The 14685-nt window shown below is 43.7% G+C and carries 11 protein-coding genes; 9 read left to right on the top strand and 2 right to left on the bottom strand.

Annotated elements, in window-relative coordinates; translation table 11 throughout:
* Nucleotides 1–89: 89 nt before the first annotated feature.
* The 9 genes from ACN0R1_RS18805 (at nucleotide 90) to ACN0R1_RS18845 (ending at nucleotide 10904) form a co-directional block, all read left to right on the top strand.
* Entirely contained in the window at nucleotides 90–1109 is a 1020-nt protein-coding gene (locus tag ACN0R1_RS18805; RefSeq protein WP_417585659.1) for an amino acid ABC transporter permease, read from the top strand.
* Nucleotides 1110–2468, top strand: a complete 1359-nt coding sequence (locus ACN0R1_RS18810) for an amino acid ABC transporter permease (protein WP_417585661.1) — start codon at nucleotides 1110–1112, stop codon at nucleotides 2466–2468. It begins immediately after the preceding gene.
* Nucleotides 2468–3238 carry an amino acid ABC transporter ATP-binding protein gene (locus ACN0R1_RS18815; RefSeq protein ID WP_417585663.1) on the top strand — a complete coding sequence of 257 codons (771 nt, stop codon included), beginning with the start codon at nucleotides 2468–2470 and terminating at the stop codon, nucleotides 3236–3238. The genes ACN0R1_RS18810 and ACN0R1_RS18815 overlap by 1 nt, the downstream gene beginning before the upstream one ends.
* A gap of 49 nt (nucleotides 3239–3287) precedes the next feature.
* Nucleotides 3288–4598, top strand: a complete 1311-nt coding sequence (locus ACN0R1_RS18820; RefSeq protein ID WP_417585665.1) for an NAD(P)/FAD-dependent oxidoreductase — start codon at nucleotides 3288–3290, stop codon at nucleotides 4596–4598.
* 180 nt (nucleotides 4599–4778) lie between these two features.
* Nucleotides 4779–5309 carry a single-stranded DNA-binding protein gene (ssb, locus tag ACN0R1_RS18825; protein WP_417585667.1) on the top strand — a complete coding sequence of 177 codons (531 nt, stop codon included), beginning with the start codon at nucleotides 4779–4781 and terminating at the stop codon, nucleotides 5307–5309.
* A 167-nt stretch (nucleotides 5310–5476) separates the two neighbouring features.
* On the top strand, nucleotides 5477–6709 hold the full coding sequence (locus tag ACN0R1_RS18830; protein WP_417585669.1) for a tyrosine-type recombinase/integrase: 1233 nt from the start codon (nucleotides 5477–5479) through the stop codon (nucleotides 6707–6709).
* A 42-nt stretch (nucleotides 6710–6751) separates the two neighbouring features.
* On the top strand, nucleotides 6752–8308 hold the full coding sequence (locus ACN0R1_RS18835; RefSeq protein WP_417585671.1) for a site-specific integrase: 1557 nt from the start codon (nucleotides 6752–6754) through the stop codon (nucleotides 8306–8308).
* Entirely contained in the window at nucleotides 8301–10481 is a 2181-nt protein-coding gene (locus tag ACN0R1_RS18840) for a hypothetical protein (RefSeq protein WP_417585673.1), read from the top strand. Before ACN0R1_RS18835 ends, ACN0R1_RS18840 begins: the two co-directional genes overlap by 8 nt.
* A 3-nt stretch (nucleotides 10482–10484) precedes the next feature.
* Nucleotides 10485–10904 carry a hypothetical protein gene (locus ACN0R1_RS18845; protein WP_417585675.1) on the top strand — a complete coding sequence of 140 codons (420 nt, stop codon included), beginning with the start codon at nucleotides 10485–10487 and terminating at the stop codon, nucleotides 10902–10904.
* A gap of 111 nt (nucleotides 10905–11015) precedes the next feature.
* Here the strand turns inward: ACN0R1_RS18845 and ACN0R1_RS18850 are convergent, their stop codons facing one another.
* Nucleotides 11016–12080, bottom strand: coding sequence for a YiiX/YebB-like N1pC/P60 family cysteine hydrolase (locus tag ACN0R1_RS18850; RefSeq protein WP_417585677.1), 1065 nt, complete (start codon nucleotides 12078–12080; stop codon nucleotides 11016–11018).
* A gap of 84 nt (nucleotides 12081–12164) precedes the next feature.
* A complete protein-coding gene (locus tag ACN0R1_RS18855; RefSeq protein WP_417585679.1) occupies nucleotides 12165–14516 on the bottom strand; it encodes an AAA family ATPase in 2352 nt (783 codons plus the stop codon).
* Nucleotides 14517–14685 lie beyond the last annotated feature (169 nt).

Genomic DNA, 14685 nt, shown 5'->3' on the forward strand with positions numbered 1-14685 from the left:
TTCAACCAGACGTAATTTTTAAAGAGCAATTGCGACAGAATATAAGCGGGTGTTGCAGTTAATAGTTGAATTCAGGAAATAAATTAGGCATGACGTTTGGTTTTGATTTCCTGCAAGTTACGTCGGGATTCAATATCAGTTGGAGCTTGATCCCTTATGATGCAGGCATGAGTTATTGGCGTGTGTTCTTGGTTGGCATCGTCAATACGCTAGTGCTGTCTTTTTGTGTCATTGTGTTTGGTACGATTATTGGTGTCGTGGTAGGCATCATGCGTTTGTCCAGTAATCCCTTGGTGGAGCAGTTAGCACGTTGGTATGTGGAAGTCGTGCGTAATGTGCCACTGTTAATTCAAATTATCTTCTGGTTTAGCGTGGTATTTTCGACCTTGCCAGCGCCACGGCAAAGCTACCATCTAGGTGATTGGTTATTCCTTAACAATCGAGGGCTTTATGTTATTAGCCCAGAAAGCTCCCTGTCATGGTGGGGGATAATCACCCTTGTTATGGCGTTGATAGTAGCGCTATATGGCCTCATTACTAGGTATAAATCGTTTCTGAAAGCCAACCCTGCTGCTTTTTATATTGGTCTAGTGGTGTGGTGTGTTGCGGCTGGTGGGGTCGCTTGGTTTATTGCAAGTTCGATAACGCTGTCAGTCCCTGAGCTGCAAGGATTTAACTACACAGGTGGTGCGTTTCTTCCAGCCTCTTTTGGTGCAGCATTTGTAGCCATGACGGTGTATCGCTCTGCAGCCATAGCCGAAACCGTTCGTGCCGGTATGCAATCCATTGATCGTGGCCAGGGCGAAGCTGCGTTCACGATAGGTTTTTCTCGCTATCAGTCGCTGCGCTTGATCCTTATTCCACAAGCCATCCGCTCGATTATTCCCCCCATGACCAACTCCTGGTTAACCAGTGTGAAAGACTCTTCGCTCGCCGTGGCCATAGGCTTTCCTGAGCTAGTTTCTGTGTTTATGCAAACATCGATGAATCAGACTGGGCGTGCCATAGAGATTATTTTTATGGTGATGGGATTCTACATTTTTATCAGTTTGCTGATCTCATATTTGCTCAATAAATACAACGACCATGTGCAGTATAAGGTGCGCTAAATGGATGATCTAAAAGTTAATAATCTTCCCGCGTTGAAGAAGTTTGTGGCTTCGCCTTCGCGTCCTCCGCTTAAAAGCGACAGAGGCTTGATCGGGACGATACGACATCGTTGTTTTAATACAATTGGCAATAGCTTACTGACCCTATGTATCGCGGCGGTGCTATTTTATTTGTTAAAGCATATGTTGGATTGGGCAGTGTTTAACGCGGTATTTATTGCGGACAACCGTCGTCAATGTATGGAGTTAAGTGCCGAGGGCGCTTGCTGGGCCGGGGTGATAAGCTGGTTTAACAGTTTGATTTATGGTCGATTTCCTATTGATCAACAGTGGCGCGTTAATGTTGGCGTGTTGCTTGGTGTGATTTGGTTATTGCCCTTGATGGCTCAGCGACTGCCGTTGCGCAACTTTATCCTGTTGTCCTGGGTTAGCTTATATCCTTTTCTCGGGGCTTACCTCTTCTTGGGAGGGCGCTTTGGCACAGAGTTGGGGCTTGTTCATGGTGCAGTGACCTGCTTGGCCCTATCCTTCCTGATTATTTTGTATGCTAATTGGCTGTTGTCCAGGTTGGGCTATAAAGGCTTGAACGAGCTGTTTGTCCCTCTGTTATCTCGTTGGGTTCAGCGTCGTATTTCTCTGCTTAGTTTTATCCTGTCGTGGTTGCTGGTGTCAGTTTTGGTGGCCATTAGCATCAGTCAAGTTTCCCTTGAGCCAGTGGCGATTGAGCGTTGGGGCGGGCTGTTTTTAACCTTCATCATTGCCGGTTTTGCTATCACCATGGCGATTCCTATCGGCGTGGTACTGGCGCTTGGACGACGTTCTAAGCTGCCAGTGATTCATTGGCTTTCTATGGCAGTCATTGAGTTGGTTCGTTCTGTGCCCCTGATTACCGTGTTGTTTATGGCCGTGACCTTACTACCTATATTTTTACCGGCTGATGTGGAGTTTAACAAGCTAACCCAGGTGCTAGTGGCGGTGTGTATATTTGCTGGCGCCTATATGGCAGAAAATATTCGTGGCGGCTTGCAAGCGATTCCTAAAGGTCAATACGAAGCCGCAGAGACACTGGGTTTGGGTTATTGGAGAACCATGCTGCTAATTATTTTACCGCAAGCCTTAAAAATGATGATTCCAAATATTATGACGTCATTTATCAGCCTGCTAAAAGATACAACCTTGGTTTCTATTATCGGCTTATTCGACATTATGTTGATGGCACGCAATATTGCCAATGATAAAGATTGGATCGGCTTGCACACAGAACCGCTAGTAATGATTTCTATTCTGTTCTTCGTTCTGTGTTACGGCATGTCTCAGTACAGCTTAAATCTTGAAAAGAAATTAAAGGTGGATCGCTAATGACGATTTTATCAGAGGGTGTGGCTAATAAGTCCGTGTCTAATACGGCGATTAAAATCGAAGAACTCAACAAATGGTATGGTGATAATCATGTCCTAAAGGATGTTTCTCTAGATATCTCTGAAGGCGAAATATTGGTGGTTTGTGGACCCTCGGGATCGGGCAAATCGACACTGATTCGGTGTTTGAACCATCTGGAAGAGTATCAACAGGGGGTGGTATCCATTTTTGGTCAACCCCTGGTTCGAGATCGTCAGAGCCAAAAAGTGATTCACCAAACCATGGGAATGGTGTTCCAAAACTTTAACCTGTTTCCCCATCTTACGGTGTTGCAAAACTGCACCTTGAGCTTAACTTGGTTGCGCAAAATGTCAGAAAACGACGCTAATGACATGGCCATTCGCTTGCTAGATAGGGTCGGTATCGCGCATTTGGCTGAGCGTTATCCTGGGCAGTTATCTGGTGGCCAGCAGCAACGCGTTGCGATTTCCAGATCTCTCGCCATGGAGCCGAAAATCATGCTCTTTGATGAACCTACTTCAGCCTTAGATCCAGAGATGGTGAAGGAAGTACTGGACGTGATGATCAATTTGGCAAAAACCGGAATGACGATGATTTGTGTGACCCATGAAATGCAGTTTGCTCGTCAAGTCGCAGATCGAGTGGTGTTTATGGCGGAAGGGGAGATCGTCGAAGTGGGCCCGCCAGAGCAAGTACTCCTGAATCCTCAATGGGATCGTACCAAAGAGTTTTTACAACACGTGTTCTAGTGTCTTTGCAGCACTCTTACTTCTTTATTTCTTATGGAATGCAATCGATATGTTGGCAAAAAATATATCAACCTATACCAACATGCCTTATTGGCTGGTAGATACATCGTTGAAGCACACGGTTCATGCTAATGCACGTTTCGAAATCCCTAAAAAAGCCGATGCGGTGATTGTGGGTGGCGGGTATACCGGAATTTCTGCTGCCATTACCCTGGCACGAGCCGGCTTGAAAGTGGTGGTGTTTGAGGGCGGACGTTTAGGGGAAGGAGCCAGTTGTCGCAATGGTGGTTTACTTGGCCCGAGTTTTAGTAAATTGGGAGTGGATGGATTGGAGCGGCAATACGGTCGTGACAAGGTGCACTCCACTATAAAAGAGAGTCTGGTCGCCTTTAATTGGCTGGTGGATTTCATCAAAGAAGAGCAGATTGATTGTGACTTATCCTTATGTGGCCGCTTTCGTGGTGCCAGTCACCCTAGCCATTTCACAGGTCTAATCGAGCAGGCAGAAGAGCTGGCGAAAGTGGTAGATTTTCCGGCCATTGTGGTGAGTCGTCAGGATCAATTCCAAGAAGTAGGCTCCAATGCTTATCACGGTGGCGTGGTGTATCCTACAGACGGCACCCTGCAGCCAGCAAAGCTGCATCGTGGGCTTTGTAACCTCGCGCAACAAGCGGGTGCGCTATTATTGGAGCACACTCGGGTTCGAGATGTGACTAAACAAGGCAGTACATATAAAGTTCAGTACGATGGCGGTGTGATCGATGCAGATCAGCTGATTGTCGCTACCAATGGTTATACTGGCAGCGAGTTTGGTAAGTTTAAGCGGCGTATTATTCCAATACGCTCTGCCATGATTGCCACAGAAGAGCTCCCAGAGTCGGTGATACGTTCAGTAAGTCCAAAGCTACGTGCACATGGCGGAACAGAGCGACTGGTGGCTTATTATCGACCTTCGCCGGACGGTAAACGTATTCTGTTTGGCGGGCGGGCCTTTGGGAAAGGCGATCAACCGCAACTCTATTCGAAATACCTACAGGATTTCATGATTCGTACCTTTCCCCAGTTGGAAGAAACGAAAATTGATTATGCCTGGTCAGGCTTTGTGGCTTATACCTTCGATCATGTACCCCACCTGGGTAAAATGGATGACATGCATTACGCCATGGGATATTGCGGCTCGGGTGTAGGCCGAGCCAATTACTTCGGCCTAAAAATTGCCCAGCAAGTGCTAAACCTTGTTGAAGGCCATACATCCTTTGATGAGTTTCCTTTCAAAACCCGGCCTCTATATACAGGTACGCCTTGGTTTCTCCCTGCTATCATGAAATGGCACGATTTTGCAGACCGGCGCGGTTGGTAACGGCGGCAGTCAGAGCGATAGCAAGCCTGAGAGATTGTAGTGGTATTTGTTTAGATCTCCATGAAAAATTTGGCTTAGCTGTTCAGCCTAAACCTAAGCTTGTGTTATTCTCATCCAACCTACAAAGGTTGGATGCAGGGAGCACCAACATGTAGAACCTTTTACGATTTGGAGAGAATAATGGCACGCGGCATCAATAAAGTAATCCTGATAGGCAACCTGGGCCAGGACCCGGAAGTTAAGTACATGCCATCAGGCAATGCAGTTACTAACCTGACTCTGGCAACTAGCGATACATGGAAGGATAAGCAGACCGGACAGCCACAGGAAAGAACCGAATGGCACCGGGTGGTATTCTTCAATCGTCTTGCTGAAATTGCCGGTGAATACTTACGTAAAGGCTCGAAAGTGTATATCGAAGGCGCTTTGCGTACCCGTAAATGGCAGGATCAGAGTGGTCAGGACCGTTACACCACCGAGATCGTTGCCAGTGAAATGCAAATGCTGGATGGCCGTGGTGGCGAAGGCGGTGGTGGTAATCAGGGCGGTTACGCCGGTAACCAGGACCCAATGGGGTATGGTCAACAACCTCAGCAGCAATCACGTCCTGCGCCGCAACAGTCTCGCCCACAAAACCAGCCTGCACCTCAGCAGCAGCCCGCCCAGCCGGCACCTGGTTTTGATGATTTTGATGATGATATTCCGTTTTAGCGGATAGTATATATTAAATGTAATGTTTTTTATGAATTAAGAGTGTAAATGCCCAGCAATAGCTGGGCATTTTTGTTTGTGATGTTGATTATGCGGTGTAACGTTTTGGTTGTGTTTTTTATGCGGATGGTATGGTATTATTTTTGTAATGAATTTGGTGTAGAGATATGTGGACGATAAAATTAAAACGATTGGAAAATGGTGAGCGGATCTATTTGCCGTTCCAGGACGGTTTTCCAGTGTTCTATCCAACTTATTTCATAACGTCTAAGTTTCGCCATAAATCACCTAGTACTCAGAGTAACATACTCAATCATCTCAGATTTCTTCCCTATTGGGAGTTTGTTAGCAACATCTGTTTGGTAGATCGGGTAAAAAGTGGAATTGAAATGACAGATGTAGAGTTCCAAAGCTTGGTTAATTTTACTGCATACCACAAAGACACAGCTGAGAAAATTATCCAAGGTGTTAAAGTTTTACCCAAGGCATATCAGTACGTAGACAGTGAGACCAGGTACAATCGTCTAAAAGCCATTCAACGATACGTTTGCGAATTCCTCTACCCACTAGTTAGTGGACATCCAGACAAGGACAAGCAGGCAACGCGTTTGAACAACAAGTTTAACGGTCACTTGCCGAAAAAACGAAGAGGTGATGCAAATATCGATGCGAAGCTGACGGATGAGCAAATCGATGTGTTGCTTCATAAGATACTACCAGGTCACCCTGATATCCCTTGGAAGTCGTCTGACTCATTGCAGCTTCGTAATTGCCTGATGATTCATACACTCTATGAGACAGGTATGCGTAAGGGTGAAATGTGTGGACTATACGTTGAAGATATTGATATTGCAGATAATGTGATTCGCATACGTAAACGTCACCATGATCCTGCTGATCCGCGAAATTACCAGCCGCTTCAGAAAACCAAGGAGCGTGACATCCCTGTACCAGAAGAGCTCATTCAAGCTTTATGGCAATACATCACAGAGCACCGGGGTAAATGCAAAGCAGCAAAAAAACACCCCGTCTTATTCGTGAACCATGAGAAAGAGCGTGTAGGACAGCCTCTTTCGATCTCTGGCTTTGACTATGTGATGAAAACATTGAAAGCGGCATTCCCGATACTTAAGGACGTCTATCCACATCTGTTTAGGCATCATTTCAACTACCGTTTCTCAGAATGGTTGAGGCAGTCTCCTGACTGGGAAAAAATGACACCCAAAGAGAAAGAGTCATTAGATGAACAGACTCGGTCAGATGTGATGGGGTGGCAACCCGGTGGGCAAATGCAGACTTTGTATAACAGGCGTTACAACAAAGAGGTGGCCAACAAAGCGATGCAGCGCCGCGCCGATAATCTATCTGATCTAGCCAAATCTGGACAAAAATGGGATTAATCCTAAAATAGGTGTCCGTATTGCTTGTCGTAAGCGTAGTAGTTGTTTGTATGGAATGGAGATTTAAGTACTTTGGTAGGTAACTTAGCAGAAAAGATACCAAGTCATGAGCTGGATGAACTCCTGGCTAGGGAGTATGTTAGTCACGAAGGCTTGCCTTTCATCCCTGCGGATGACACTTGGGCGCTAAGTTTTAATGACAAAAGGAAGGCAAATGTTTGCAAAGCTGAGTTTCTTTTCTCTGTAGAGGATCGGTCCTACTTTCGTCTGGCTTTGTCTAGCTTTGCCCAAATCAATACTGGTGACTCAGTAAGGAACATAGTGTCATACCTGAATATGTTCAGGAATGATTATCCCGACCTCAATAATATTCTCGATCCAATCCAGTTTATTTCACTCAAGAACAAACGTGGTCCTGCTCGGGAGTATCAGGTTTCGACGCTTCGAGGCTTTTTTCGATTCTGGCATAGTAGTGGCTTGTGGGGTGTGAGTGACGAATTCATAGAGCACACCAATGCACTTTCCTTCAAAGGCAATGAGAAAGGACGAGCAGTCCTCACTCATGATCCTCACTCCGGACCATACAGCCCGATTGAAATGCAGGGTATATATACTGGAATGGCTAATGCCTATGGTGTTTTCAAACTTGATGTTACGGACTACTTAGTCGGCTACCTTTTTGCCGAACTCGGCCAGCGAGCGCGTCAGTATGCTCAACTCAGATTTGGTGATTTTACAAGCGATCTAGTGGTTAATATGCCGCGCGCCAAGCAGCGGGGAGGTGGCTTTCGTAAAGAATTCTCTAAATTTGTGATCTCTGAATCTCTCTATGAGTTAGTACAGTTACAAAAAAAACGTGTGAATACCTTAATAGGTAAGACCGAATTTATCGATCATTGTCCTTTGCTTCCGAATTACAGATTATTTGGTGGATCTTTACACTCTGGTGATGAGATTACCGAAGAGCATCATGCCCCAAAATTTGCTTGGAGTGAAGCTTTAGCCAGAGTTGAAATTATCATCAATGTAATATCCGAACGCACGGGAGAACGGCTGCGTCTAAGGGCTACACGTTTTCGGCGTACACTTGGAACAGATCTTGCGCGAGAGGGCTACGGAGAAGCCGTGATCGCAACCGCTCTCGATCATCAAGATAAACAAAACGTAAGGAGCTACATAGAGGTCAGTGCTGAAATGGCAACGCGTCTGGATCAAAAACTAAGCCGATACTTGGCACCGATAGCACAAGCGTTCGCAGGCGTTATTGTAAAGGATGAACAGTCAGCCATTCGCGGCAATGATCTTACTAGCAGAATTCGTACACATGATGGAGAAGAATCCATTGGTACCTGCGGTCAAATGGGATTCTGCGGTGCAAACGCTCCTGTGGCATGTTACACCTGTGTGAAGTTTCAGGCTTGGCGTGATGCTCCCCATGAGGAGGTCTTAATTCAGCTATTAGATGAGCGTGAGGAAATCATCAAAACTACGGGTGATCATACTATCGCAGGGATTCTTGATCGCTCTATTCTTGCGGTTGAGGACGTGATTCAACGCTGTGAGAGAATGCGCAAGGATGAGGAAGAAAGCGATGGCTGATTCCAATGTAGTGTTGTTTAAGCCTAAAGCAAACCTAGATGCGGAAAAGCAAGTTCAGGAATTCATCGCGACTACTAAACAGATTACTGCGTTCGATTACTTCGAGAACAGTAAAGGCGATTCAATTCACTATCCTCTTAAATGGGACGAAGATAATTGGGGTGAGTGGGTAGGTGTTGGGTTTGTAAAGCATGGAGTACATTCAAGCCGACTTCGTAAAGGTGCTGTGCCCTTAACTAAGGAAGAACTTTTTAATGCTGATTTTATAGAATTCTCAAAGGCCTACATTTTATATACTCAGGCGCTAAAACGTACTCAAGGCAACAAAGACATAGAGGCATTGAGAGCTCTAGAGCCTTCATTACTGAAACTTAGGGGTAAAGCAGACATCACGCTGGTTGATGCAACGGTGCTTGATGAAGCTGCTGAAAATCTAAAACTCTTTTATTCTGCCGCTGGAGCATACCGAGCAGGTAATAAGCTCGCAGCTCTTGGCAAATTCCTAACGACAAATAAGCTAGTATATAAGCCGATCATATGGAAGAACCCAATTCCACGTCCGTTTGCTTCTGATAATGGGCATCGTTCTCGCAAGGATAAGGCAAATAAGTCATTACCTAATCCAATTGCTCTTAATGCGATTGCAGAAATTTTTGCAGCATCCCCAACAGCTCATCGTGATATTTGTACAACATCGATGGTTGCTTTAGCACTGTCACAGCCATCACGTGCTGGAGAATTGATAGAAGTTGTGCGTGATCCCTTGATTGAGCGAAAGACTAAGGAAGGCAAAGCTGAACTGTTTTTAGCATGGTTTGGGCAAAAAGGGTATGGTTTCACAGATAAGCCTGTTCCTGAAACAATGGCACCAGCAGTAAAAGAGGCAGTACGACGGATACAGGAAATTACAGAAGGTGCACGAGCTCTCGCTCGCTTTCTCGAAGGCAACCCTGATGAGTTTCCAATACATGATGATATCATGGATTTGGAAGACCAAGATGCACTGCTCACGCACACACAAGTATGTAATGCTATTCAAATCAAATGTAGTCGTGGGGATCTTAAGCAGTGGTTGAGCTATAGGCTAAAAGCCACAGATATTAATAGAAACCCTCAAGCATATAAGATTCTTGACGATGCGTTGGCTGGATTTGTTAGAGGTGGAAAGCAAAACCAGAAAGACCAAGATACTCACTCGTTGACTCTGCGAAAGCTGAATGTGGTGTTGAGAGAGTGCCTTCTTCCCCGTTATTTTCCCTATGTTAGCAAAAAACGAAAAACAAAATACAGCGAAGCGTTGTTTTGTTTTTTTGAGGGGCAGTTATCCGAAGATAGTGCCTATCCTACAAGGTTCTATAACTTTCACGTGTTAAGTAATAATACATTAACTGTAGATCTTAGTTCTGAAAAAGCCGATTACAAAAATATCTTTCAAAGATGGGAGTATGAAGGGGACGAGTACAGAGCAAAATCCCATCAGTACCGACACTGGCTCGATACATTGGCCGAGAAGGGTCAGGTTGGGCAAGTTGAGAGAGCCCGCTGGGCGGGCCGTCTGGATGTTAGTCAGAACCGTGTATACAACCACCGTACGCCTGATGATGAAGTAAAGTCTATGCGTCGTGTTGGTCTTGGTTCTCAATCAACTAGCTTAGCCGAGATCGTTAAATCGAATCAGACTGTTATTGTCTCTGACCTGGGTGCACCTGGGCGAGAGGATCGTGTCGCTCATGTCACAATCTATGGTTACTGTGTTCATGATTTTGCAATGGAGCCCTGCCCCAAACATCGGGATTGTCTTGGGTGTAAGAAGCATAAGTGCGTCAAAGGTGAAGAGGAAAAATTACGCCGTTTGAAGTACGGACGAGATGAGGTGAAACCTCAGTTAGCCAAATCTGTACAGGCAATGGAAAATGGCGAATACGGAGCTGACAGGTGGGTTGTGCATTTCACGAAACAGCTTGAACGCTACAATGAATTGATTGAAATTCTTGAAAATCCTGAAATTGAAGATGGTGCAGTAATTGCTCTGACAGATGATGGGTTCAGCCCTCTGAAACAAGCTATCCATTTTCGAGGAGAGACCAAGACTGCAAATTCACCTCTACTGAATGGAAGTGAAGACAAGCGTGCCCAAGGTTTAAAGCGATTAAAAGAGTTGATGAGGCGATAATGAATGGCTAGACATTTAACTACTGACGACGTTAAAGCAATCGTAAAGATGCTGCACAAATGGCAGTATGAGTTAACTTGGGATCTACTAGTCGATTCATGCAAAACACAGCTCGGCATCTTAACAACACGCCAAGCACTTGATCGTAAGCAGGAAATCAAAGAGGTATTCGCATTAACCAAAAAGAGACTTAAAGAGGTTGGCAGTTCAAACTATGCTAGACCAAACAGCATAGACGTGGCGCATAAGCGAATTGAGTCTTTAGCCGAACAGGTGAAAAGTCTCACCAAAACTAACGACTTTCTCATAGAAAAGTTCATACGCTGGCAGTACAACGCTATGTCGGCTGGGATGACGATGGAGCAGTTAGAAAGGCCTCTTAAACCATCAGATCTACAGAGGAAAGAGTTTAGGAAGACATAGTTTTTTCGAAAGTAAAACTTTAGGGTTACCTCTGTATTGTTGCTGAAAGCTCATTATTGAGAGTGGTAAAACTGTCAGATCAAATCTGAGCTAGTACACTTAAATGCTTTGTTAGTTTCGCTCTAAAATTGTATCGTCTATTCGGGCGATCAAACTATTAACATGATCGGTGTTATACCCAATAGCTTTTAGAGCAGTTGTAATGACTACTAACCGATATCTCGTCTCTTGAAGCAGATTACAATAAAGTTCAATATGCAGTAGTATAAATTCAAGATTAGAAGGCTCATAGTTTGTTCGACACGCTTGTAAATTAAAAGAGTGTCTACTGATCTCTCGCTCATTTAAGGTAACTTCGTCCCTTATGAAACTATGGAAATCTTGGCTATTTATTGCTTCAGCAGCAAATATGCTTGCAGAATAACGATGCGGGTTAGCATCTCGGTCAATGTTATACAGTGTGAGATACTTGGTAGCGTTTACGAACTTACAAATTGTCTTATCATGACGACCATCAACAAGTAATGCTTTAATAACGTCATTAATTGTTTGTATCTCGATACCATTCTTTTTAAGTGCATTTCTAGCTTTGTTTAACCATTTAAATGTCTCTTTCTGGTTAACAAGGTTAGGATCTTCTTTGCCCATTAAAGCAATATCTTGCGCAGAAGCCTCTCTTACAGCACTAGTTACTTCATACAGCATCGAGGAAGTATTAAAGTCTTCAGGTGCGCAATAATCTACGTTTTTAACCAACTTTATGCCTGCCTTGTCATAACACTGCGCGACTAGACGAGAACAAAATTGCCTTCGATTTTGGGCTTCATTTCGTTTTTTCTTACGAATTGCTCCTAAAGCTTCACGTTTACCATACAAGCTACCAACTAAAGCTCCGGCTTCCCCACAAACAGCAGCCTTTTGAGGCTGTGTTAGCCCACCTCTAAGCCTTAGAACTTTTAATGCTTTACTTTTATCAACGAGCAACCTTTGTGGATTTTTAGAAAAAACTCCACCTTTAGTTGTGGCATGAATCATCGAGTACCCTGTATACACCATTGCATGAGAGTATTCACTATCGGTAGCTTTTTTGATCGCTCCACTGATCAGTTTAGTGTTACCAGATTCAAGAATAATATCACCATGCTCCAATTGTGAGATGTCTAACAAAAACTTCATTTTACTTCCATTATGCGAAAAAAATTAACGCCAGCATCATAGGCTGCAGCTCAGCTGCTGCTATGCATTGCTTGTTATTGTATTTTATAAGTCACCGTATACAATGTTTAATATCTGCTCTGCCAATGATCTGGTGTTTTCAAGCGGGTCGCCACCTATTTCGTGCATCGGTGTATTGAGGGAGTTTATGATTGAGCTTAGCCTTGCCTCAACATCTGGAGATATATTGCCATTACTTTTTAATGCCCCTATGCAGGGGGACAAATCACTTAAAGGTGTTTTTCCAAGTTCAACTAATTGTTTCTTAAAGCGAGAACGAATCTCGGTCTCTAAAAATGGCCTCAAACTTGTTCTAATATCGAAATGCGTTTCACGATCTACAAATGCTTTAATGTTATCGAACGCGATATCATGATCGGAAGCGATCATATCTGCGATGTCAACCTCATTTATTGAGCATGTGTCACCTCCATGAACTAACTTCAGTGCTTTTGCACAATGCCTGAATTTTTTTGCCGTTTTAGCAGCCATTCCTTTATAGTGCGTCGTAACTACCAACTGCTTTACAGTCCGCTGTAATTCATCAAGCTTGATAAGAATAAGTTCGATCCGCTCGTTATCAAAACTTGTAACTGGATCATCCAAGATCAAAATAGCCTTAGCCTTCTCCTCTTCTGAAAGAGTCAGCACTTTTGCTAAAAATATACAAAGTGCCAATGCCCTGCGGTCTGATTCACTAAAGACTGTATTGATTCTGTCTGCAGGAATATCTTCGCCTTTGAACTTAACACGAAGATCATAGATAACCTGTTTTCCACGATTGTTATGTGCTTTAATAATTTCGAAGTTACTTGAACCAAGTTGGCGGAAGAGCTCATTTATCGAGTTAAAGTAAGCTTCCAAATAAGCCGTTTGCGACTCCTCAAGCTGCTTTTTTTGTTCTCTGTAACTTGCATCCAACTCGTTAACAGTAGCTAGCTTCTCTCTATATTGCAGACAAAGTGGTTCTAATTCGATTCTCTTTAGTTTCAAACTATCTTGAGTTTGCTCTTGTCTTATTGCAGTTAGTTGAGTATTTAACTGAACTTCATTAAGCGAGTCCTTATATGCAGTGAATATAGCATTGATCTGATCTGCCACCACCCAATAATCACATATTGCTTGGCTGTACGCTTTAGCCGCTGTATTTAAAATGTCAAAGCTAACTGGTTCAGCTGGTTCATATGGTGTTGCAAACTTTTGTTCTAGCCTAGGAATCCAGAATTCCGTAGCACTCTGACTTTTGACGACAACAGAATCGAAAGAAGCAAGAATAGCCTCATGCTTTTGTGTTAGAGTAATTTTTAATGGCTCTAGTGTTTGATTACTTATAATCTCTGGTTCAATATACAATTCGAACACTTGCATGTTCGCGTGGTGCTGCTGAATAAGTTGATCACGAGTATTAGCAATGTTAAACGGCTGTCGAAGTCTGTTTAAGGTTTGTCTCGTCGTATCGTTAAACCTATCAAACTCCTCATTGAAGGCCTGTTGGTATGCAACAATTAGACTTTGAGCATCCGCATCTAAAGTTTGCCCACAAAAGGGGCAGTCATCTTTAATCTGTGATATGCCTTGACTAACCCAGCCTTTAAATGTAACGGAATTCGTCACATGATTTGTCATGTGCTGTTGCAGAGATAGTAAGGATTCGTGATGAACATTTTGAAGGCTAGATGCCAGTACGGAATTAATCGAATCACATACTTGGGTGAAGTTAACTTGAGTACCAACCCAAGTTAGAAGGCTTCGTCGCTTGATCTTGTCAATGTTCTGAATTGTAGTTGTAATTTGCTGCATTGACACTTCATGTGCTGCCGCGCTTGATTCTAGCTGTTCTTTTGTATCTTCTGGCAAAGCGGAGCTAACATATTCTGGAATATCACCTACTGTATGGGGAGTAAATTGACCCTGTAAGTTAGAGAGAAGCCTGCGTTCTTCTCGTAACCTATCGTTCAATCCTGCTAGATCAGCAAACAAGGCGGTATTGTTTTCACCAAGAATAAAGCTTGTCATGCTTTCGGAGTTTGGTCGCTCTTGTTTCTGGCCAGTAATTACATTTCGATGAATAAAACTCTGGTCAAAAACATATAGTTTAGAGCAAGCTGGTATCTTGACCTGCCACTCAGCGTTTTCAAATTTAGATGTAACATTTCCAACGGCAGTACCAAACATAAGCTCAACTTTTGGTGGCTTAGTCAGATCATTCGGTATGCTTTGTCGATTCAATATGAAGGAAGGGTTATCCTCAGCTAACGAGTGCATGACATCACAAAAAGTACTTTTACCGTACCTATTTTCACCGTAAACCACAGTCACGTCAGACAATTCAATACCACTTGCCCGTGTTTGCGTGTAGTTTCCTACTCCTTGAATAAGCTTAATTCTCTTTAACATCTAGCTTTAACCCTTGTTCATCTACAGCAAAAAATACAGGAAGTTGGATTTATCTTTAACTGAACAAACGGTGTACATTAATTGTTAAACCGTGCCCGCTGATTACTGATGCACGTAACGCTTAGTTAATGAGCCGTCGAAAGCAAAAAAACACCCTCCAGCAGAATAT

It is taken from the genome of Nitrincola sp., assembly GCF_048264025.1.
In the GTDB taxonomy this organism is placed as follows: domain Bacteria; phylum Pseudomonadota; class Gammaproteobacteria; order Pseudomonadales; family Balneatricaceae; genus Nitrincola.